This window comes from Pseudomonas sp., from assembly GCF_049300855.1.
Classification (GTDB): Bacteria; Pseudomonadota; Gammaproteobacteria; order Pseudomonadales; family Pseudomonadaceae; genus Aquipseudomonas.
Genome location: NZ_JBAQKH010000052.1, coordinates 114,030 through 138,983, shown reverse-complemented (window position 1 = coordinate 138,983; position 24,954 = coordinate 114,030). Strand labels below are relative to the sequence as shown.

At 63.4% G+C, this 24,954-nt stretch carries 4 protein-coding genes; all 4 read right to left on the bottom strand.

The window, feature by feature from the left end:
• Positions 1-194 precede the first annotated feature (194 nt).
• A complete protein-coding gene (locus WA225_RS25170) occupies positions 195-1,169 on the bottom strand; it encodes an alpha/beta hydrolase (protein ID WP_422610093.1) in 975 nt (324 codons plus the stop codon).
• 73 nt (positions 1,170-1,242) lie between these two features.
• Positions 1,243-13,563: a non-ribosomal peptide synthase/polyketide synthase gene (locus WA225_RS25165; protein ID WP_422610092.1), complete on the bottom strand. Its 12,321-nt coding sequence runs from the start codon at positions 13,561-13,563 to the stop codon at positions 1,243-1,245.
• A gap of 13 nt (positions 13,564-13,576) precedes the next feature.
• Positions 13,577-21,400, bottom strand: a complete 7,824-nt coding sequence (locus tag WA225_RS25160) for an amino acid adenylation domain-containing protein (protein WP_422610091.1) — start codon at positions 21,398-21,400, stop codon at positions 13,577-13,579.
• Positions 21,397-24,798 (bottom strand): amino acid adenylation domain-containing protein, encoded by a 3,402-nt coding sequence (locus tag WA225_RS25155; protein ID WP_422610090.1) that lies wholly within the window; start codon positions 24,796-24,798, stop codon positions 21,397-21,399. The genes WA225_RS25160 and WA225_RS25155 overlap by 4 nt, the downstream gene beginning before the upstream one ends.
• Positions 24,799-24,954: the final 156 nt, after the last annotated feature.

The window sequence follows — 24,954 nt, the reverse complement described above, 5'->3', positions numbered from 1 at the left end:
ACCGTTTGGCGCAGCCAAACACAGCGAGAGGAGGTGCAGCGAAGCAAACCGTAGGCGCTGCGCCCGGATCGATCCCGCAGCGAAGGAACCCCGAGCCCCAGCGAGCGGGCCGCACGCAGGAGCAAGCGTTTTTGGTTACTTTTTAGGCGTTTGTAAAAAGTGACCCGCCGTAAGGGCGGAACCCTAAGCAGCCGTTACCGCAGCAACGGATATTCACCCAACACCCGCGCCAACGCCCCGCTCAAGCGTTCATGCACCCGCAAAACATCAGGCATCACCGAAGCCATCCGCAGCAAATCATGCGTCAGCCCCGGACAATGCTCAACCTCGACACTCACCCCCTGCCCCCGCAATTTATCGGCATAAGCCTGCCCCTCATCAAACAACGGATCAAAGCCCGCCAACAACACAATCGCCGGCGCTACCCCCCGCAGATCCTCCGCCAACAACGGCGAAAAGCGCCAGTCCAGATAATCCTCCGGACTGCGAGCGTAATGCTGATAAAACCAGTCAAGCGTATCGTTCTCCAACAAATACCCCTCGCTGAACAACAACCGCGAATCATGCACGCGCGAAGCATCGGTCACCGGATAGCACAACAACTGTGCCTTCGGCGCGATGGCCACAGTATGCGGTTGCACCACCGCCTGAATCGCCAGCACCGTGGCCAGGGTCGCACCGGCACTATCGCCACCAAACGCCACGCGCGAAGTATCAAGGCCAAGGCTCACGGCGTTTTCCGCCAACCATGACAAGGCGTCTTCGCCATCCTCCAGCGCCGTTGGAAAACGATGCTCCGGGGCCAGTCGATAGCCGACCGACAACACCGCACACGGCGTGCGCTGGCAAAACTCGCGGCACACGCCGTCGTGTGAATCGAGGCTGCCGACAACAAAACCGCCACCATGGAAATACACCAGCACCGGCATCGGCGAGACCGCAGCGTTGGGGCGATACAGCCGCAGTGCCAGCGGCGCACCATCGCGTGCCGACGTGTCGATTTCGCTGACCAACAGGTCTTCAGGCGCCGGCCAGCGCAGTTGCGCCGTGGTCTGCTCGAAAGTTACGCGGGCTTCGCTCGGGGTCATTTGGTGCATGGCCGGCAGGCCGGCGTCCTGGCTGTCTTGGGCCAGGTCGAGGAAGGCTTCCAGATCAGGGTGTAACGACATCGCTAAAATCCTTGTATCGGCAAAAAAGGGGCGCGCCGCGGCAACGCCCCGAAGATGACTGAGCGTGCGGCGATCAGCCCGCGCGTGCCATGCAATGCTCGATCAACGCTTCCAGCTCACGCTGGTAATCGCTCATCAAGGCATCCATGGTGCCGGCGCGATAACGCTGGCTGCTGTAGATGCAACGCAAGGCCAACTGACCGTCATAGACCTGGCCGACAATTTCCAGCCAGTTGCCCAGATTGGCTTTGAGGCTGTAGTTGTCACCGGTTTCTTCCAGCGCTGGCACCAGCAGCGCCTGCTCGTCGAAGCTCTGGTCGAACTGCCCCAGGTAGTTGAACGTAACCCGCGCTTGCGGCAGCTCGGCCAGTTGCTGCGACACCGCAGCGCCAGCCAGATGCCGCAACACGCCATAGCCAATGCCTTTGTGCGGGACTGCCGCCAACTGCGCCTGCACGTTGACGATCGACTGACCGATGTCGTCGCTGTCCGGGCGCAAACGCACCGGGAACATGCTGGTGAACCAGCCGAGGCTGCGGCTCAGGTCGATGGACTCGAACAGGTCTTCACGACCATGGCCTTCGAGCAGGATCAGCGCCGACGGTTGTTGACTCCAGCGGCACAGGGCACGGCTGAGCGCCGACAACAGCAGGTCGTTGATCTGCGTGCCGTACACCGCCGGAGCCTGTTTGAGCAGTTGTTCAGTGTGCTCGCGGGACAGTTTGAGCCGCGCCTGCGCCTGCTGACGCACGAGGTTTTTGCCGCGCAGGTTGTCGCAAGGCAGGTCGACGCCCGGCTGATCCAGTTGCTCCAGCCAGTACGCCAGTTCCTGCTCGGCAATCACCGGTGCCTGCGCCTGCAAGGCCTCGGCGAATGATCGGTAACTGCTGGTGCGAATCGGCAGTTTCGGCTCGAGCCCCTGCACGCAGGCCTCGTACGCCACTTTCAAATCGTCGAGCAGAATTCGCCACGACACGGTGTCGACCACCAAGTGGTGAATCACCACCAGCAGGCGCGCCTGGCCATCCGGCAAGGCGACATGCATCACCCGCCAGACCGGCCCGTCGTCGAGTTTCAAGCTGCGCTGGGCGAGGTTGGCCAAGGCTTCGACCTGCTCGCTGTTGTCCGCCTCGCGCCGCCAGAGCAACGCCTCGCCCTGTTCACTGCGGTCGCAGTAGCGCTGCAACCAGCGCCCGCCTTCGTGGGAGAAACGCAGGCGCAGCGAGTCGTGATGTTGTTCGATCCAGCCCAGTGCCTGCTCGAGTGCATCGAGGTCCAGCGGCTGGCGCGCACTCAACAGCAATGACTGGTTGTAGTGATGCGCCTCGGCCATGCCTTCGGCAAAGAACCACTCCTGAATCGGCAAGAGATTGAACAGGCCCTCGGCGGCCATGTGCGTGACGTCCGTTTGCGGTTGTGGCGTGCCCTCCTTCGCCGCTTCCTGCTCGACGATGCCGGCGATGGTCTGATAACGCATCAGGTCGCGCAGCTTGAGGTCCATCTGCAACGTCGGGTGGTTTCTGACGCGCGAGATCACTTGCAAACTCAGAATCGAGTCGCCGCCCAGTTCGAAGAAGTTATCGCTGATGCCCACTTGTTCGACCTGCAGCACCTGCGCCCAGATGTCCGCGAGCAAGCTTTCCTGCTTGTTGCGCGGCGCGAGGTATTGCTCGGTCTTGAACTCAGGTTCCGGCAGCGCCTTGCGATCGAGCTTGCCGTTCGGTGTCACCGGGAAAGCACTGAGGCAAACGATCTGCGCCGGCACCATGTATTCCGGCAACGAGGTGCGCAGGCCCGCCTTGAGTTCATCGCCGATGTCCTCGCCGCTCGCGGTGACCACATAACCGATCAGTTGCTTGCCGGAGGCATTGTCGCGGGCGATCACCAGTGCATCGGTGACCGATGGCAACTGGCGCAGACTGGCCTCGACTTCACCCAGTTCGATGCGGAAGCCGCGAACCTTGACCTGATGGTCGATACGGCCGACGTAATCGACCACACCGTCGGCGCGTAAACGCACCAGATCGCCGCTGCGATACAGGCGCTCGCCCGCCGCGAACGGATTGGGTACGAAGCGCTCGCAGGTCAGGTCCGGACGGCCGTGATAACCCCGGGCGACGCCATAGCCACCGATGTACAACTCACCGGCAAAGCCTGGCGGCAGCGGGTTCAGGTCTTCGTCCAGCACGTACAGCGAGCGCGCGCCCACGGCACGACCGATCGGCGCGTACGCCGCTTCGCAATGTTGGCTGACCGGGACTTTCCAGAGCATCGGCGTGACCACGGTTTCGGTCGGGCCGTAGCCGTTGGTGAAGTACTGCGGACGCAGCGCAGCCTTGACCTGCTCGAAGGTCTGATCCGGCACCGCGTCACCGCCGAAGCAATAGATGCGCACCGGTGGCGGCGCAATACCGCTGGCCGCCGCGTACTCGGCGAGTTGTTTGAGATAGGCCGGCGGGAAGCAGGCAATGGTGATGCCGTAGTCGTGCAGCGCCTGATAGGTCTGCTCCGGTGTCCACAGGCAACCGTCGCGAATCACCAGGCGACCGCCGCTGTACAAGGTGCTCAACCAGCGCTCATGGGCCCCGTCGAAGGCGAACGACATGAAGTGCAGCTCGCAACTGCTGGCGTCCATTTCGTACAGCTCGGCGATGGCCTGACAGTGCATGCTCAGCGGGCCTTGTGTCACCGCAACGCCTTTCGGTCGCCCGGTCGAACCCGAGGTGTAAACCAGATACGCCAGACCCTGTTCCTGCACCCGGCAGTCGGGGGCGTGGTCGGCATAACGGCTTTCATCGAGGTGATCGATTTCCAGACGCAGCAGGCCTTGCGGCGCTGGCAACGTGCTGCGCAGGCTGCTCTGGGTCAGCAACAGCGCCATGCCCGAATCTTCGATCATGTAGGCCAGACGCTCCGGCGGATAATCGATGTCCAGCGGCACATACGCCGCACCGCTCTTGAGCACGGCGAGGAAGCTCACGACCATTTCCAGCGAACGCGGCAAGGCCACGCCGATCACCACTTCCGGCCCGGCGCCGTGTTCGATCAGGCAGTGCGCCAGTCGGTTGGCACGTTGCTCGAGTTCAGCGTAAGTCAGGTTCATCCCGGCGCATTGCAGGGCGATGGCCTGCGGCTGCTGTTGCGCGTGACGGCTGATCAGTTCCGGCAACAGCGCCGCTTGATGGCTGTGTGCCGGTTCAGCGCTCCAGGCCTGCGCGGCTTGCCATTGCTCGCCGCTCAGGCGCTGCAAATTACCGAGGCGTTCGTACGGCGCGGCCAGCATCGCGGCGAGGGTGTTTTCCATGGTCTGGCGAATACCGACAACCGCCTCGGCACTGAAGTGGCTGCGCAGGTACAGGTATTCGATCGACAACTCGTCGCCGAGCATCACCGCCAGGTCCATCGGCACGTTGGTCACGCCGTGGCCGATGGATTTGCCGAAGGTCAGGTCGGTGTCGTTGTCTTCCTGCAAGCGATCGTCGATCGGGAAGTTTTCGAACACCACGATGCTGTCGAACAGCGCCTGCCCACCGAGGTTGGACCAGCGCTGTACATCGGCCAGCGGCGCCTGGGAATAATCGCGAATATCGAGGTTGTAGGCCTGCACTTCGCCCAACCAGTCAGCCAGACACTGATCGGCTTGCGGCGTCTGAATGATCGGCAAGGTGTTGATGAACAGGCCGAGCATGTTGCCGACATTCGCCAGACTTTCCGGACGCCCCGACACCGTGGCGCCAAACGTCACCGTCTGCTGCCCGGTGTAGCGTTGCAACAGCAGCAGCCACGCGCCCTGAATCAGCGTGTTGGGGGTGATGCGCAGGTCGCGGCAGAACTGCAACAGTCGCGCGGTCTGCGCTTTATCCCAGTTCGAATAGATCGCATCGTGACCGGCGACATCGGCGCTGTGGCGCGGGTGCATCGCCTGGCTCAGTGCCGTCGGCTCGTTGACGGCCGCCAGACGCGCCTTCCAGAACAATTCCTGGGCGTCCTGATCCTGCGCCTGCAGCCAGGCGATAAAGTCGCGGTAGCGACCGTTCTCGCCAATGATTTCGCCCTTGGCGTAATACTGCAGCACCTCGCCGAACAGCCGCGAACTGCTCCAGCCGTCCATGAGAATGTGGTGGCTGGTCCAGATCATCTGGTACTGATCGTCGCTCAGGCGCAGCAGGGTCACCCGCAACAAACGCGCTTCGGCCAGATTGAAACCGAGCGCACGGTCAGCGCTGGCGAACTCGGCAATCAGTTCCTCGCTCGTCTCCCGATCACGCCAATCAAGTACCTGCATTTGCAACGGCGCATGGCGATGCACCACCTGCAAGGGTTTGGCCAGGCCGTCCTGCCAATGGAAACTGGTGCGCAGAATCGCCTGACGGGCGATGACGAATTCCCACGCCTGGCGGAAGCGCTCCACGTCCAGGCCCTTGATCGGCAGGCTGACCTGCTGCACGTAAAGGCTGCTGCCGTTATCCGACAGGGTGTGGAAGAGCATGCCTTCCTGCATCGGCGACAGCGGGTAGACATCCTCGATCATGTCGGCCGGCACTGGCAACGCATCGAGTTGCGCCTGATCGAGTCGGGCCAGCGAATAATCCGCCGGCGCCTCGTCGGTCGACGACTCGAGCGTAACCACAGCGGCGAGTTTCTGCACGGTCTGCTGCTGGAACAGGTCTTTGGGGGTGAAACGAATTCCCTGCTGACGCGCACGGCTGACCAGTTGAATCGAGATGATCGAGTCGCCGCCCAGCGCGAAGTAGTTGTCGGTCACGCCGACCCGCTCGATCTTCAGAATGTCCTGCCAGACCTCGGCCAGTTGCTGCTCCAGCGGCGTCGACGGCGCTACGTATTCGCGCTGCGCCTGGCTGACGTCCGCTGCCGGCAAGGCCTTGCGGTCGAGTTTGCCGTTGGGGGTCAGCGGCAACTGTTCGAGGAACAGCCACTGCGCCGGCACCATGTAGTCCGGCAGATGCGCCTTGAGCACGGCCTGCAACGTTTCACTCAAATCGTCGAGTTGTTCGAGGCTGAGGCTGCTGTCACTTGGCACCACATACGCCACCAGTTGTTGGCCGCTGTGGCCATCCACCGCCAGCACCACGCCTTCGCGCACGCTGTCCTGAGCGAGCAGACGCGCTTCGATTTCACCCAGTTCGATGCGGAAGCCGCGCACCTTGACCTGATGATCGATACGCCCGACGTATTCGATCCGACCGTCATCGCTGAAGCGGGTCAGGTCGCCGGTGCGGTACATGCGCTCGCCGCTGCTCGAGAATGGATTGGGCACGAAACGTTCGGCGGTCAGGCCCGGGCGGAACAGGTAGCCACGGGTGATGCCGTCGCCGGCCAGGTACAGTTCGGCGGCCACGCCCAGCGGCGCTTGCTGCAATTGAGCATCGAGCAGGTAGGCCGTGGTGTTGACCAGCGGCCGGCCGATGTTCGCCTGCCCACCGAGTTCACGGCGGGTACAGGTCGAATAGGTGGTGTCTTCCGACGGCCCGTACAGGTCGTAGACGTGCGCCACCGCCGTCTCGCGGTAGAGCGTGTCGACCAGACTTTGCTTCAGCGGCTCGCCGGCGAGGTTGATGATGCGCACGCCCGGCGGAATTTGCCCGGTGCGTTGCAGCGCGGCAATCGCCGACGGCACGGTGTTGATCAGGCGCACCTGATCGCGCTCGGGCAAGTCCGGCAGTTCGAGGGCATTGCGCGCCATGACGATCGAGCCGCCGCGTGCGAGGGTGACAAAGATCTCCCACACCGACAGGTCGAAGCACACCGACGTCGACGCCAGCACACCTTGCAGATCGGCTTCGCTGTAGACCTCGGCGGACCAGTGAATCAGCGCCTGCACGTTGCGGTGGGCAATGGCCACGCCTTTCGGCTTGCCGGTGGAACCGGAGGTGTAAATCACGTAAGCCAGATTGGCCGAATCCCCGCGCGCAGGAAGATTGTCCGCAGGCTGCTCGGCAAATGCCGCACCACCGGCTTCGACCAGCACCACCTGCGCATCGGTCTGCGGCAGTTGCGCCAGTAGCGACTGCTGCGTCAGCAAGACCTTCGCCTGACTGTCGTCGAGCATGTAAGCCACGCGATCCGCCGGGTAATCCGGATCCAGCGGCACATAGGTGCCACCGGCCTTGAGCACCGCCATCAGGGCGATGACCAGCTCCGCCGAACGCGGCATCGCCACGCCCACACGGATTTCCGCACCGACACCCAGTGCCACAAGATGATGAGCCAACTGGTTGGCGCGTTGATTGAGTTCGCTGTAGCTCAAGCCCACGCCAGCATGACTCAGCGCCAGTGCGCGAGGATGCGCCGCGACGCGACGCTCGAAACTCTGCGCAATCAGTTGTTCAACGGGATACGCGCCGTGATTGTCGTTCCATTGCGCGAGGGTCTGGCGTTCGGCGAGTGGCAGCAGGCCGATTTCACCGAGCAGGCGCTGCGGCGCCTCGATGAACTGCCGCAGCACTTCTTCCAGATGCCCTGCCAGACTGAGCACGCTGCGTTCGGCGAAGTGCTCGGTGAGGTAGTTGAAGTCCAGGTTCAAGACTTCGCTGGCCCCGGCGATCAGGGTCAGGCCGTAGTTGGTTTGCTCGCGGTGCTCCAGGCCAGCGAAACGCAAACCGCCCGGGTTGGCTTCCAGCGCTTCGGACACCGGATAGTTCTCAAACACCAGCAAGGTGTCGAACAGCGCTTCGCCACTCAACTGAGCCAGACGCTGGATGTCCTGCAACGGCGTCTGCTCGTAGTCGCGCAGCAACAGGTTTTTGTCCTGCACGCTGCGCACCCAGTCGCCAACGCTGAGCGTGGCCTGCGGGCTGGCGATCACCGGCAAGGTGTTGATGAACAGGCCCAATTGCTGCTCGATGCCCGGCAGGTCCACCGGACGCCCGGACACGGTCGCACCAAAGGCCACCGTGGCCTGACCGGTGTAGCGCTGCAACACCAACAGCCACGCGGCTTGCACCAGACTGTTGAGGGTCACTTGCTGCTGACGGGAGAAACCGTTCAAGCGCTGAGTGAAGGCTTGATCGAAATGCAGGCGATGCATCTGTTTGCCCGGGCCCGGCACGGTACGGCCGTGGCAAGCTGACGCCAGTCGGGTCGGCTCGTCCAGTGCGGCCAGTTGTCCGCGCCAGAAATCCTGCGCGCCCGCCTTGTCCTGACCTTGCAGCCAGACCAGAAAATCGCGATAGCGGCCCTGCGCGCTCGGCACCGGGTGGCCGGCGTAATCCTGCAACACCTCGCCGAACATCCGCGAGTTGCTCCAGCCATCCATGAGGATGTGGTGGCAGGTGAAAATCAGGCGATGGCGATCATCAGCCGTGCGCAGCAGGCACAGGCGCAGCAGCGGCGGATTCTGCAGATCGAAACCTCTTTCGCGATCAGCCTGCGCCCGCGCTTCGAGCACGGCCGGCAAGTCCGCCATACCGCGCACATCGACTTCGGGCATTTCCAGGGTCAACTGGCGATTGATCACTTGCAGCGGCGCATCGAGGCCATCGCGACCCCAGATGAACCCGGCACGCAGCACTTCATGGCGATCCACAACGCGCTGCCAGGCGTGCTGGAAACGCGCCACGTCGAGGCCGTCGATATCCAGCAGCATCTGATAGACATAGGCGCTGGCATCGGCGTCGTACAGGCTGTGGAACAGAATGCCTTGCTGCATCGGCGCCAGCGGATAGATGTCCTCGATGCGCTGGGCGGCGATCGGCAGGCTGTCCAGATGCGCCTGGGACAACCCGGCCAACGGCACGTCAGATGGCGTCAAACCGCCGCTCGGATGGCTCAGGCAATGGTCGATCAACTCACCCAGCGCCACTTCGTAGGCGCGGGCCAACGCGTTGATGGTCGCCTCTTCGAAGACATCGCCGCTGTAGGTCCAGGTCAGGCTCAACTGGCCCTGATAAACCCGGCCATCGATGGTCAGCCAGTTGGCCATCGGCGCGTTTTCGTCCTGGCCGGCGCCCTTGTCTTCAGTGGCCGGCACCCACAAGGCGTGTTCATCGAAGTTGTTGTCGAACTGGCCGAGGTAGTTGAACGTCACTTTCGGTTGCGCCAGACCGTTCAACGCCGCTTGCGACTCGGCGCTGCCCAGATGACGCAGCAAGCCATAGCCGAGGCCTTTGTGCGGGATCGCGCGCAGTTGTTCCTTGATGCCTTTGATCGAAGTTTCCAGACTGGCGTCCGGGGTCAGGCGCACCGGGAACATGCTGGTGAACCAACCCACCGTGCGGCTAAGGTCGATGTCATCGAACAGATCTTCGCGACCATGCCCCTCAAGCTGTACCAGTGCGCTGTCGGTGTTCGTCCACTGGCACAGCACGCGGGCCAGCGCGGTCAACAGCAAGTCGTTGACCTGGGTGCGATAAACCGCCGGTGCCTGTTGCAGCAACTGACGGGTACGTTCGGCGTCGAGACGCGTATCGACGCTGCGCTCGAAACGGTTGCTCAACTGGCCCTGCGGGTTGTCCAGCGGCAGCTCGACCGACACCTCGCGCAGTTGCCCGCGCCAGTAATCCAGTTCGCTTGCCATTTCAGCGCTGCGGGCATGCACCTGCAGACGCTTGCCCCAATCCTTGAACGCGCTGGTCTTGGCCGGCAGACGCACAGCATGACCGCTGCTCAGTTGTTGATAAGCGCTTTGCAAATCTTCCAGCAGAATGCGCCACGACACGCCATCGACCACCAGGTGATGGATCACCAGCAACAGACGCTGACTGGCGTCCGGCAAATCGACCAACACGGCACGAATCAGCGGGCCATCGAGTAAATCGAGGCTGCGCTGCAAGTCCATGCACAGCGCCGGCAATGCCGCACTGTCGTCCAGCGTGACCGTGCGCAGCAAGGCGTGCGCCTGATCGGCAGGCGCGTGGCTCTGGTGCCAGCCATCGTTGGTTTGCCGGTAACGCAGACGCAAGGCGTCGTGATGGCGTTGCAGTTGCAACAGCGCCTGCTCCAGCGGCGCCGCTTGCAGCGCGGTGGCCGGGGTCAGCAGGATCGACTGGTTCCAGTGATGCCGCGCCGGGATGTCACTGTTGAAAAAGTAATGCTGGATCGGTGTCAGCAGCGCTTCGCCGAGTACTTCGCCCTGCTGCATCTGCACCGCGTCGCTCTGTTGCGCGACGGTCGCCAGACGCTGCACGGTCTGATGCTGAAAGATGTCTTTGGGGCTGAAGCGAATGCCGGCCTGACGCGCGCGGCTGACCACCTGAATCGAAATGATCGAGTCGCCGCCCAGCTCGAAGAAGTTGTCGTTGAGGCCGACACGCTCGACCTTCAACACGTCCTGCCAGATCTCGGCCAGACGCTGTTCCAGTTCGTTGCGTGGCGCCGCATAGACTTCCTGCACCTGGGCAACTTCCGGGTGCGGCAGTTGCTTGCGATCGAGTTTGCCGTTGGCGGTCAGCGGCAGACGCTCAAGGAACGCCCAACTGACCGGGACCATGTAATCCGGCAGGGTCTCGCGCAAATGCGCCTTGATCGAATCGCGCAGTGCGCCCTGCCCTTCGGTATCCAGCGCCTCGTTGGCGACGATCCAGGTTGCCAGTTGCTGGCCGCTGATACCGTCGACCGCCAGCACCACCGCTTCGCGCACGTCGGCGTGCTTGAGCAGTTGCGCTTCGATTTCGCCGAGCTCGATACGGAAGCCGCGAATCTTCACCTGATGGTCGATCCGCCCGATGTATTCGATCACCCCGTCGCCGCGCAGCCGCGCCAGGTCGCCGGTGCGATACAGGCGTTCGCCGGCCTGCGGATTGAAGGGGTCGGGAACGAATCGCGTGGCGGTCATGCCGGCCTGATTCAGGTAGCCCCGGGCCAGACCGGCACCGGCGATGTACAACTCACCGATGCAGCCTTGCGGCACCAGGTTCAGCGCGCCGTCGAGCAAGTACCACGACAGGTCGACAATCGGCTCGCCAATCGGGCTGCTGTGGCTTTGTTCAAGATCGGCCATCGACAACGGCCGGTAGGTCACGTGCACCGTGGTTTCAGTGATGCCGTACATGTTGATCAGCGTCGGCGCATGGTCGCCGAAGCGTTCGAACCACGGGCGCAGGCTCTGCACTTCCAGCGCCTCGCCGCCGAACACCACGTAACGTAGAGAGTTGTTGCGCGGCGACTCGCTAGCGACCTGCATCAAGGGCTTGAACGCCGATGGCGTCTGGTTCAGCACGGTGACATTTTCATCGCACAGCAGCGTGTAGAAATCTTCCGGAGAACGGCTGATGTCGTGCGGCACCACCACCAGTTTGCCGCCGTACAGCAGCGCGCCGAAGATCTCCCAGACCGAGAAGTCGAAGGCGTAGGAATGGAACAGCGTCCAGCTGTCCTGCGGGCCAAAATCGAACCAGTGTTCGGTGGCGCTGAACAACCGCATGACGTTGCCGTGCGGCAGCAATGCGCCTTTCGGTTTGCCGGTGGAACCGGAGGTGTAAATGACGTACGCCAGGCTGTCCGGCGAGGTCAGGCACGGCGGGTTGGTTTCGTTGCCGGGCTCTGGCGCCTGATGCAGATCGAGGCACGCCAGCCCCGGTGGCACCGGCAGTTGCGCGAGCAGATGACCCTGGGTCAACAGCAGCTCGATGCCGCTGTCCGCGATCATGTAGCTCAAGCGATCATCCGGGTAGCCCGGATCCAGCGGCACATAAGCGCCACCGGCCTTGAGCACGGCAAGGATGGCGACAATCATGTCCAGCGATCGCTCGACCGCGACACCAACACGCACGTCCGGGCCAACGCCACGGGCGATCAACGCATGCGCCCACTGGTTGGCGCGGCGATTGAGTTCGGCATACGTCAGGCGTTGCCCGTCGTACGTCACGGCGATCGCGTCGGGATGCCGCTCGGCCTGCGCTTCAATGGCTTGGTGAATGCACTGCTCGAGCGGTTGCTCGATCCGCTCGGGATTCCATTGCGCGAGCAATTGTTGCTGCTGGCCGGCATCGAGCATCGGCAACTGGCCGATGCGCTGGGTCGGCGCGGCGACGATGGCCTGCAACAGCGCGTTCCAGTGTTGCGCCAGACGTTCGATGGTCGCGGCGTCGAACAGATCGGTGGCGTACTTGAGCACGGCTTCGATGCCATGCGCCTGTTCGGTGGTGTTGAGGGTCAGGTCGAATTGCGCGGTCTGGCTCTGCCATTCCAGCGGTTCGATGTTCAGGCCATTCAAGCGGGTTTCGACGCTCGCGCGGCGCTCGGCCTGATGGTTGAACATCACCTGGAACAGCGGGCTGTGACTGAGGCTGCGGCCCGGTTCCAGCGCTTCGACCAGTTGCTCGAACGGCAAGTCCTGATGGGCCTGCGCTTCTTGTGCGGTCTGTTTGACCTGACGCAGCAGATCGACAAAAGTCATCTGCCCGTCGATGTCGGCCTTGAGCACCTGAGTGTTGACGAAAAAGCCGATCAGCCGCTCGATCTCCACCCGGCCGCGGTTGGCATTCGGCACGCCGACGCGGATGTCGGCCTGACCGCTGTAGCGGTGCAACAAGGCCTGGAACGAAGCCAGCAAGACCACGAACAGGGTGACGTTTTCCTGCCGGGCGAAGGCCTTGAGCGCGTTGCTCAGCGCCGGGTCGAGAATCAGGTTGTGGCTGGCACCGGCGAAGCTTTGCTCAATGGAACGCGGGCGATCCATCGGCAGTTCCAGCACCGGTTGCTCGCCGCCGAGTTTCTCTTGCCAGTAGGCCAGTTGCCGCTCCTGCTCACCGGCCTCCATCCACTGCCGTTGCCACAAGGCGTAGTCGGCGTATTGAATCGGCAGTGCCGGCAGACCGGCGTCGTGACCAAGGTTGAAACCGGCATAGAGCTGCACCAGTTCCTCGATCATCACTTGCAGCGACCAGCCATCGGAGACGATGTGGTGCAGGGTCAGCACCAGCACATGGTCATTGGGGCTGACTTGCAGCAACGCTGCGCGCAAGAGCGGGCCGTGCTGCAGGTCGAAAGTTTTCTGGCTCTGGGTCTGCACGAACGCCTGGATCGAGGCCTCCGCGTCGTTGGCCAGCTCAGCGCTCAGTTGATGGATCTCCAGTGCAAAGGGCCCTGCGGGCAGGACCACTTGCAAAGGTTGCGCGGTTTCCTGGGAGAACACCGTGCGCAAGGTTTCGTGTCGTTCGATCAGCGCCTCGACGCTGCGCTCCAGCGCGCTGACATCCAGCGGGCCCTGCAAACGCAGGGCCGTCGGAATGTTGTAGGCCGCACTGTGCGGCGCCCACTGCCAGAGAAACCACTGGCGCTGCTGAGCGTAGGACAGCAGCAACGGCTCTTCAGCCGTGCGCTTGAAAACCGGGGCAATGTCAAAGAGGTTGACGCCTTTCTGCTTGAGCAGAACCGCCAGAGCCTTTCTTTGCTTAGCCGAAAGTTGTCCTACCGACTCGATTAACTCTTGCACGCGTTTTTCCCTCTCAAGAAATCAGTTTTTCCAGATCATCGAGGGATAGACGTTTGAGGGCCTCCAGGGATTTAGCCAATTCATCCTGAACGGGCGACATTTCGACGCGCAGGGCCTCGATTCGCGCGCAGAACGCCTTGAGGGTATCGGTTTCAAACAACTCCTTGAGCGGCACCTTGTCGCCCAGACGCTCCTTGATCCGCGTCACCACCAGCGTGGCCAGCAACGAGTGCCCGCCGAGCTGGAAGAAGTTGTCCGCGAGGCCCACTTGCTCGACCTCGAGCACCTCCTGCCAGATCGTCGCCACCTGCCACTGCAAATCGCTTTGCGGCGCCTGATAGTGCGGCTGCGCCGGGCTGGCGCCCAAGGCCATCAGCGCCTTGCGATCGAGCTTGCCGTTGGGGGTCAGCGGGATGGCGTCGATCAGGTGCAAGTGGCCCGGCACCATGTGCGCCGGCAAGCGACTGGCCAGGGCATTGCGCAAGCGTTCCGCCAACAGCGTTTGATCGACCACTGGCTGCGCCGCGACCACGTAGGCATGCAGGTGCTTGCCGGCGGCACCGTCCTGCGCGAGCACCACGGCTTCACGGATCTCGTCCTGCTCCAGCAAGCGCGCTTCGATTTCGCTGAGTTCGATACGGAAGCCGCGAATCTTCACCTGATGGTCGGCCCGACCGATGTATTCGATGTTGTCGTCGCTGCTCTGGCGCACCAGATCGCCAGTGCGGTACAGGCGTTCGCCGTTGCTGGCGTACGGGTTCGGCACAAAGCGTTCGGCGGTCAGTGCCGCGCGCAGCAGATAACCCCGAGTGACACCGGCGCCGCCCAGATACAACTCGGCAGGCACGCCGCCCGGCAGCACTTGCAACTGGCTGTCGAGCAGATAGGCCACGGTGTTCGGCAACGGCCGGCCGATGTTCGCCTGCCCCTGCGGGGTGCGCAGGGTGAAGGTCGAATAGGTGGTGTCCTCCGACGGCCCGTAAAGGTCGTAGACCTGTTGCACCGAGGTGCTCGCGTACAACGTGTCGACCAGGCTTTGCTTGAGCGGTTCGCCGGCCAGGTTGATGGTCGCGACCGAATGCGGAATCTGCCCGGCCCGTTGCAGCGCGGCAATCGCCGACGGCACCGTGTTGATCAGCGTGACCTGTTCGCGGGCCGGCAAATCAGCCAGCGCCAGCGCATTGTCCGCCAACACCAGGCAACCCCCGCAGGCCAGGGTGACGAAGATCTCCCAGACCGACAGGTCGAAGCAGATTGATGTCGATGCCAGCACGCCGCGCAGTTGTTCTGCGCGATAGACCCCGGCCGACCACTGAATCAGCGCCGACAGGTTGCCGTGGGTGATCGCCACGCCTTTCGGTTTGCCGGTGGAGCCCGAGGTGTAGATGACGTACGCCAGATTCTGCGCAGAGACCTTCACCAGCGGTGCGCTGGCCGGGAACGCGCTCAACGCGCCCTCGTCCACCAACAGCACCTGCGCGCTCAGTGTCTGCGGCAGCAGCGCCAGAGCGGCCGGCTCGGTGATCAGCACAGCGGCGCGGCTGTCATCGAGCATGTGCAGCAACCGTTCCTGCGGGTAGTCCGGATCCAGCGGCACATAGGCGCCACCGGCCTTGAGAATGGCCAACAGCGCCACGAGCATGTCCGGCGTGCGCCGCATGCACACGCCGACGCGCACCTCCGGTCCGACGCCCATTGCTTGCAGCTTGTGCGCCAGGCGATTGGCCCGGGCATCGAGGCTTTGGTAACCGATCTGTTGTTCAGCGAACAGCACCGCGTGTGCTTGTGGCTGACGCTGCACCTGCGCGGCGAGGTGTTCCAGCACCGTGCGCGCGTCCGTCGCCGTGACGTCGGCCTTGCCCCAAGCGATGGCCTGTTGACGCTGCGGTTCGGCGAGCAATTGCAGCGCACCCAGCGGCTGCGTGGCATCGGCGAGGAACTGCGTCAGCAGGCCTTGCAGTTGCGCGCTCAAACCGCTGATTGCCGTTGCATCGAAACTGGCCCGGTCGTAACTGATCCCCAGGCTCAGCTCACGCCCGGTGACCGCCACCAGCGTCAGCGGGTAGTTGGTCTGTTCCTGACGACGAATCGCCGAGAACGTCAGACCGGTGGCCGGACCCTGTTGCAGCGCTTCGGCCATCGGGTAGTTTTCGAACACCAGAATGCTGTCGAACAACGCGCCGTTACCGGCACCGGCCCAACGCTGAATGTCGTAGAGCGGCGTGTGCTCGTGTTCACGCAGGGCCAGATTGACGTCCTGCACCTGTTGCAGCCACTGGCTGACGACGATCTCGGCGGACGGCGCCGCGACCACCGGCAAGGTGTTGATGAACAGGCCGATCTGCTGCTCGACGCCCGGCAAATCCGTCGGACGCCCGGCAACCGTGGCGCCGAAGGCCACGTGGTCCTGCCCGGTGTAACGCTGCAACAGCAGCAGCCACGCCGCTTGCACCACGGTGTTGAGAGTGACTTTCTGCTCGCGGGCGAAGCGGTTCAACTCCGCCGTCAAGGTCTCGCTGAATACGTGCTCGTGATCGGCGTAACCGCTGGCCGCGTGCTGCCCGCCCGACAAGGCACCGGCCAGACGCGTCGGTTCATCAAGATCCGCGAGGGCGGTCGTCCAGAAATCACGGCTGGCCTGCTGATCACGTTGCCCCAGCCATTCGATGTAATCGCGATAACGCCCCTGCCCGACCGCCGGGGTCATGCCGGCATAACGTTGCAGCACTTCGCCGAACAACTGCGAGGTGCTCCAACCGTCCATGAGGATGTGATGGCAGGTGTAGATCAGGTGATGCGTGGCCTCGTCCGTGCGCACCAGGGTCACGCGCAACAGCGGCGCGCCGGTCAGGTCGAAACCGTTGGCCAAGTCCTCGCTGGCCAGTTGCTCCAGCGCCGCGCCGAGGTCAGCACGAGCGCGCCAGTCCTGCACGCGCCATGGCATCTGCGAACTCTGACGCACCACTTGTACTGCGGCGCCAGCGTCTTGTGGCCAGACAAATGCGGTGCGCAGGATCTCGTGGGCATCAACGGTTTGCTGCCAGGCCTGACGGAAACGCTCGGCGTCGAGTTGTTGCACATCGACGCGCAATTGGTTGGTGTACGCCGGGCTGTGCGGATCGTTGACGCTGTGGAACAGAATGCCCTGCTGCATCGGCGACAACGGATAGAGGTCGACGATGTCGCGGGCCGGGATCGGCAGCGCCGAGAGTTGTGCCAGGGTCAGCGTTGCCAGACTGAAGTCCGACGGCGTCACAGCCGCTTCGCCACTGTCGCAGCAATGCTCGATCAGTCGCTCCAGTTCGCGCCGGTAGGCTTCGGCCAGCGCCGCGACGGTTTCTGCGCGATACATGCCGCTGCCGAAAGTCCAGGTCAACTCCAGCTCACCGCCATAGACCTGACCGTCAACACTCAACCAGTTACCCAACGGCGCGGCCGCGTCCTGATTGGCGCCGGTGCTTTCGCCGCTCGGCACGAACAACGCGCCGGCGTCGGCGTTGAACGCGCCGTCGAACTGGCCGAGGTAGTTGAAGGTCACGCGCGGCTGCGGCAATGCCTGCAACTCGGCGGCTCGGCTGAGGTAACGCAGCACACCAAATCCGATGCCTTTACCCGGCACCGCACGCAGCTGTTCCTTGATCGCGCACAGCGACGCACCCGGCGTCGATTCAGGGGTCAGGCGCACCGGGAACAGGCTGCTGAACCAACCCACGGTGCGGCTCAGGTCGATGTCGTCGAACAGATCTTCACGACCATGACCTTCGAGCTGAATCAGTACCGAAGGCTGTTCACTCCAGTCGCACAACACCCGCGCCAGTGCCGTCAGCAACAGGTCGTTGATCTGCGTGCGATACGCCGCTGGCGCCACTTTCAGCAGTTTGTGCGTCAGCGTCTGACTCAAGCGCGTGCTGGCCCGGGCCGCTTGTGCGCGGGTCTGGGTGTCCTGCGGAAAATCCCGTGGCAGTTGCGCGTCGCCCGCCGCCAGGGTTTGCCGCCAGTAGGCGCTCTCAGCGGCCAGCGCCTCACTCTGCGCGTAACGCTGCAAATGCTCGGCCCAGCTGTGCAGCGAGCTGCTTTTGCCCGACAGGACCAGCGGCGTGCCCGCCGCCAGCGCGGCGTAAGCGTGCTGCAGATCTTCCAGCAGAACGCGCCACGACACGCCGTCGACCACCAGGTGATGGATGACCAGCAACAGGCGTTGCTCAGCGTTCGGCAGGTTCACCAGCAGTGCCCGCACCAAGTGCCCTTGTTGCAGATTCAGACTGCGCTGGGCGTCGTCGGCCAGTGCCGGCAAAGCGTCCAGACTGTCCAGCTCACGCACCCACAACAGCTCTGGATCACGCTGGGTCTGCGGCATTGCCTGCCACACGTCGGCGCACGCCTGGAAATTCATCGCCAGCGCATCGTGCTGTTCGATCAGCGCCGCCAGCGCCGTGCGCAGATGCGCGGCGTCGAGCGGTGTGGTCGGCTGCAGCATCACCGACTGGTTCCAGTGCTGACGCTGGGCAATCGCGGTTTCGAAGAAGCGTGCCTGAATCGGCAACAACGGCAACGGTCCGCGAGCGACCGGTGCCGCCGCGACGGGTTTGGCTTCGATCAGCTTGGCCACAGCCGCCAGTTGGCCGATGGTCTGTTTTTCGAACAGTTGCTTGGGGCTCAGCTTGATGCCCTGGCGTTTGGCCCGGGCAATGATTTGCAGGCTGAGGATCGAGTCGCCGCCCAATTCGAAGAAGTTGTCGCTGCTGCCCACACGCTCAAGCTTGAGCACGTCGGCCCAGATCGCCGCGAGTTTTTCTTCGACTTCACCCACTGGCGCGACGAAGTGCTGAGTGACCACGCCCGGCACCGGCAAGGCACGTTTGTCGAGTTTGCCATTGGCGGTCAGCGGCAGTTGTTCGAGCAGGACAATCTGTGCCGGCACCATGTAGTCCGGCAGGCACGCCTGCAATTGCTCGCGCAGCGTCTGCGCCTGCAAGGTCAGCCCCGGCGCCGGCACACACCACGCCACCAGTTGCAGACGCGTCGGCTCGTCATCCAGTGCCAGCGCCAGCACTGCCGCTTCGCTGACGCCGTCGAGACCAAGCAGCACCCGCGCGACTTCCGCCGGCTCCACGCGATAACCGCGCACCTTGACCTGATCGTCGGCACGGCCGATGAATTCCACCGTTTGCTGACGATTGCGGCGTACCCGGTCACCGCTGCGATACACCCGCGCACCCGGCGCGCCGAATGGATCGGGCAGGAAGCGCTCAGCGGTCAGCCCCGGCTGGTTCAGGTAGCCCAGCGCCACGCTGTCACCACCGATGTACAACTCGCCGGCCACCTGATCGGCGACGTTGTTCAGCACATCGTCGAGCACGTAAACCTGAGCGCCGGCCAGCGCGCTACCGACCGGTACGCTGCGCGTCAGGCTCAGATCACCGACTTCATGGGCCAGCACGCCCACCGTGGTTTCACTCGGCCCGTAGTGGTTGATGAGGCGGCAGTCCGGTTTGAGCTGGCGCACGCGCTCGACCAGCGCCGGCGAGCACGCTTCACCGCCGACAATCAACGCGTGTTCCGGCAGCACGTCGGCAGCCCGCGCGGCCTGCAACAACGCGGCCAGATGGCCCGGGACAATTTTCAGTATGCCCACTTGATGCGCGGCCATGTACTCGGCAAAGCGGTCCGGATCGAAGCCCAATTCTTCCGGCAAAACATGCAACAGGCGCCCGGAACACAGCGCACCGAAGAGCACGGTAAAGCCCAGATCCGCAGCAATGGTCGAGACCAGCGCCATGCTGCTGTCCGCTGCCGGCGCCAGCCGTTCCAGCACACCGCGTACATAACTGCCCAGCGCAGCGTGGCTGACCAGTACGCCTTTCGGTTGCCCGGTGGAACCAGAGGTGTGAATCACGTACGCCGGTGATTGCGCGCACAGCGTCACGGCTGGGCAAGTGTCCGGCATTGACTGCCAATGCTGCGCTGCAAAGGCGATACCCTGACAGCCGGCGACCGCCAACCCGCAGACACGCGCATCGCCTTCGGCGCACAACAGCAGCCGCGCTTTCGCAGCGCCGAGCATCTGCTGCAAGCGGGCGTCCGGCGCCTTGACGTCCAGCGGCATGTACACCGCGCCCGCCTTGAAGATCGCCAGCACACAGGTCAGCCAGTCCAGCGAACGCTCCATCAGCACCGCCACCGGTTGGCCGTCGCGCACGCCTTGGGCGCGCAAATGATGGGCCAGTCGATTGGCCGCCTGATCCAGCGCCTGAAAACTCAAGGCCTGATTCAGGTCGCGCGCGGCCAGTGCTTGAGGCTGGCGGGCGACTTCGCGGTCCCAGTGCTGCAACACCAGCAATGCCGGTGTTGCAGGTGCGTTCAGCGTGGCCGGCGCGAGCGTGGCGATGCGGTGAAGTGGCGCTTGCGGTGCTTCCAGCAACGCGCTGAACAGACCGAGCAAGGCCGGTACGAAAGCCTCGACCGTCGCCGCACGATAGAGATCACTGGCATAAGTCATCTGACCGTGAATCAGCGTACCGTCATCGGTAATGTCCAGCGCCAGATCGAAGTGAGTGCCGTCCTTGTCCAGCGGATATTCGGCAACAGTCAGCCCTGGCAGAGCCATCGCGCGCTGTTTCTGCATGCCGACGTTCTGGTTGAACTTGGCCTGGAACAACGGGTTGTGGCCCAGGGTGCGTTCGGCGACCAACTCGTCCACCAGTTGCTCGAACGGCAATTCCTGATGCGCCTGCGCACCGAACGAAGCTTCGCGCACCCGCGCCAGCAAATCCTCGAAACTGCCGCGCTCATCCACTTCGCAACGCAGCACTTGGGTATTGACGAAAAAGCCGATCAGTCCTTCGACTTCAGCGCGGCCACGGTTGGCATTGGGCACGCCGACGCGAATGTCACGCTGCCCGGCCTGCCGCGACAGAAACAGCGAGAACCCGGCCAGCACCAGCATGAACAGACTGATGCCCTGGCTGCGGGCAAAGGCATTGAGTTGCAGGGACAACGGCGCACCGAAATCAAAACTCAGGGTCTGGCCCTCGAAGCTTTGCGTCAGTGGCCGGGCAAAGTCCGGCGCCACTTCCAGCAACGGGTGCTCTTCACCCAGTTGCTGGCGCCAGTAATCGAGTTGGCGTTCGCCCTCGCCGGCCTCCAGCCAGCGCCGCTGCCAGATCGCATAGTCAGCGTATTGCAGCGCCAGCGCTGGCAATTGCGGTTCGCGTTCGAGGCTGAACGCCTGATAACACTGGACGAACTCCTTGACCATCACGTCCATCGACCAGCCATCGGAGACGATGTGGTGCATGCTCACCACCAGCACGAATTCCTCGTCGGCCAGCACAAACAGACTGGCCCGCAGCAGCGGCCCGTGACGCAAATCGAATGGCCGTGCGGTGACGCTCTGCACCTGTTGTGCCAACGCCTGCTCGCGCTCTGACGCTGGCAGGCCGGTCAGATCGATGCGTTCCACAGTCAGTGGTTGCTGCGCAAGGATCACCTGATGCGGCTGATCACCGTCAGTCTGGAACACCGTGCGCAGGACTTCATGGCGCGCCACCAGATGATCGAAGGAACGCTGCAGTGCAACTTCGTCCAGACGCCCGTTCAGGCGCAGGCCGGCGGCCATGTTGTAAGCGGCGCTTTGCGGTTCGAGTTGCCAGAGAAACAACAGACGCTGCTGAGCGAACGACAACGGAATCGGCGCGACATCGTGACGACTGACCGGCAGCGGCAACAGGCTGAAGTCCTTGCCGTCTGCGCGCAGCCTGGCCAGAAACAGCCGACGCTGTTCCAGCGGCAAGCCGACGAACCTCTTCGCGATACGTTCCGCCATGGTGCCGCTCATACTTCTTCTCCTTCCAAAGCATTCATGAACTGATCCATGTCGGACCAGTCGTCGTTCGTTGCGCCATCAGCCAGTTGCGCCAGCGCGGCGGCCAGATCAGCCAGCACAGGTTTCTCGAACAGGCTGCGCAGCGGCAGCACCACGCCCTGCTGGCTTTTCACCCGGGCGATCACTTGCGCGGCCAACAGCGAGTGGCCGCCCAGTTCAAAAAAGTGATCGTCCAGACCCACCCGCGAAACTTGCAGGACATCCGCCCAGATCTGCGCCAGACAACGCTCGGCGTCCGATTGCGGGGCGCGATAATCGCCCTGCAACTGCGCCGGATCCGGCGCTGGCAAGGCCTTGCGATCGAGCTTGCCGCTCGGTGTCAGCGGCAGGTTCGCCAGCAACAGCAAGTGGCCCGGCACCATGTAGTCCGGCAGATTGGCTTGCAGCGTCGCGCGGATTTGCTGACGGAACGCCGCTTGCGTCGCCGTGTTTTGCAGCACGGCCGGATCGCTGACCACGTAGGCCACCAGTTGCAAGCCACCGTTCAGAGGCACCGCGAGCACCACCGCCTCACGGATGCCCGGGCATTGCTGCAGGCGCGATTCAATTTCGCCCAGTTCGATACGGAAACCGCGAATCTTCACTTGATGATCGACCCGACCGATGTACTCGACGGCGCCATCGGCGCGCAGGCGCGCGCGGTCACCGGTGCGGTACAGGCGCTGGCCATCGGCGAACGGGTCGGCGATAAAGCGCTCGGCGCTGAGGATCGGCTGACGGTGATAACCCCGCGCCAGGCCCGGCCCGCCGATGTACAACTCGCCCACCGCGCCTTGCGGCAGCAGGTTCAAATCATCGTCCAGCACGTACAGGCGGCGCGCGTCGAGACCGAGGCCGATCGGAATGCCGCGCCACGACACCGCGTCCGCTGTCAGCGCCGTGCAGTCGTGAATGGTCGATACCACCGTGGCTTCGGTCGGTCCGTAGGTATTGAGCAAGCGCACATGGCCCAGACCGGCCTGTTGCCACAGGCGCAAACCGTCCACCGCCATCGCTTCGCCACCGACGTGAATCTGCCGCAGCGCACCGAAGCCGCTTGGTGGATTAGCGGCATATTCCTGCACCAGCCAATACCAGTAAGCCGCCGGCAAGTCGGCCAGGGTGATGCCGTGATCGACAATCACTTGATGCAACGCCGCGCTGTCCCACAGTCGCGCATCGCGCAGCACCACAGCGGCGCCATGGCACAGCGGCGGGAAAAACTGCTCGACGAAACCGTCGAAACTGCTGGTGGCGAACTGCAGAACGCGATCGCCTTCACGCAGGTCGCTGTAATCGATGGCGCGGGCGATGAACTCACTGAGCGCGCCGTGACTGACCGCGACACCTTTCGGGCGACCGGTCGAGCCTGAGGTGTAGATCACGTAGGCAAGGTTTTGCGCTTCGACCGTCACCGGCAAATTGTCGGCGCGATCACTCTCGGCCAGTTGCTCCCGGCACAGGCAATCGACGTCATCCAGATCCGGCAGGCTGGCGAGGCTTTCGCGATCGGTCAGCAGCAGTTTCAGACCGCTGTCATCGAGTACGTGGCGCAAACGTTCGGCCGGGGTTTGCGGATCCAGCGGCACGTAAGCGCCGCCGGCCTTGAGCACCGCCAGCAATGCCACCGCCAGTTCCAGCGAGCGCCCCAGCGCCACGCCGACCAGCACGTCAGGGCCGACACCGCGAGCGCGCAATTGATGGGCCAGACGATTGCTGCGGCTGTTCAACTCGGCGTAGGTGAGTGACGGCGACGGTTCGCTCGCCAGAATCACCGCCGCTGCCTGCGGCGTGCGCGCCGTTTGTGCTTCGAACAGGGTCTGCACACTGGCGAACACCGGTTCTGCCTCGGTGGCCTGAATCAGTTGTGCCCGTTCGGCCTGCGCCAGCAACTCGACTTCGCCGACGATTTGCTGCGGATCACGGCACACGGACGCGAGGATGTTGCGCCAATGCCCGGCCATCGCGGCGATGGTCGCGGCATCAAAAATATCGGTGGCATACGTGAAGGCCGCGAACAATTGCTCGCCCTCCTCGCGGGTGTCGAGCATCAGGTCGCTGGTGGCCGCATGTTGGCGACCGCTGCCGGCCAATTGCTCCTCAGTCAAATAGCCCACCTGCAAACCGGACTCAAGTTGCACCTGCTGCAAATCGGTCACCAGCGGCTGGTGGTTGAACATCACCTGGAACAGTGGATTGTGGCTTTGGCTGCGCGCCGGCTGCAAAGCTTCGATCAAGGCGTCGAACGGCAGATCCTGATGAACCTGCGCGCCGAGTGCGGCCTCGCGCAAACGCTGCAACAGGTCGGCAAAGCGCGTTTGCGCGGTGACTTCGCTGCGCAGGATTTGCGTGTTGACGAAGAAGCCGATCAGCCCTTCGGTTTCGCTGCGGGTGCGGTTGGCGATCAACCCGCCAACGCGGATATCAGTCTGGCCGCTGTAGCGGTGCAACAAGGTTTTGAACGCGGCCAACAGCACCACGAACAGCGTTACACCCTGACGTTGCGCGAGGCTTTTCAGCTCTTGGCGCAGCGCCGCATCGATGACCGTTTCCAGACGCGCGCCCTGATGACTGGATTGCGCCGGATAGGCACGATCGGTCGGCAGCTCAAGCACCGGATGCTCGTCGCCCAACTGCGTGCGCCAGTAATCCAGCTGACGCTCGCGCTCACCGGCCTCCAGCCAACTGCGTTGCCACAGCGCGTAATCGCGGTAGTGCACGATGAGTGCCGGCAATGACGGCTCGCGCCCCGCGACCAGGGCATCGTAGGTGCGCATGAATTCATCGATGAGAATGTTCATCGACCAGCCATCGGCGATGATGTGGTGCAAGGTCAGCAGCAACACATGCTCCTGCTCGGCCAGGCGCAACAGGCGCAGGCTGAGCAGCGGGCCGTTCTCCAGATCGAAGGCCTGACCGGCCTCAGCCATCATGTGCTGTTGCGCCAGCGGCCAGCGCTGGGCTTCGGGCACTGCACCGAGATCGCTGATCGGCAGTTTCAACGGCTGCGGTTCAGCGACACGCTGAAATGCACGTTCACCTTCCTGGCCGAAGGTGGTGCGCAAGCATTCGTGCCGCGCCGCCAACTGACTGAACGCCTGCTCCAGCGCCTGCGCTTGCAGGTCGCCCGTCAGGCGCACCGCCATCGGCAAGTTGTAAGCGGCACTGTGCGGGTCCAGTTGCCAGAGAAACCACATCCGCTGCTGGGCATATGAAAGCCCGTCCCGCTCGGCGACACCGACACAGGCAGTCATGGGAAGCTGCGCAAAATCGATGCCCTCACGGGCCATGCCGGCGAGGAACAAACGGCGTTTGTCCTGTGGCAGTTCGATAAAGCGACGGGCTAGTTTCTGGGCGTCTGCGGCATTCATGCATGGGGTCCTTGCTGATCGGCGGCGTGACCAGGAGACCCGGTCGTATCAACAAGAACGAATGACAAACGCGATGATTTAGCGCGCTGGCGCAACAGCGGCCCGACGGCAGGCAAACAAATGCCGAAGCCGGTACAAGACCGGCTTCGGCAGTTT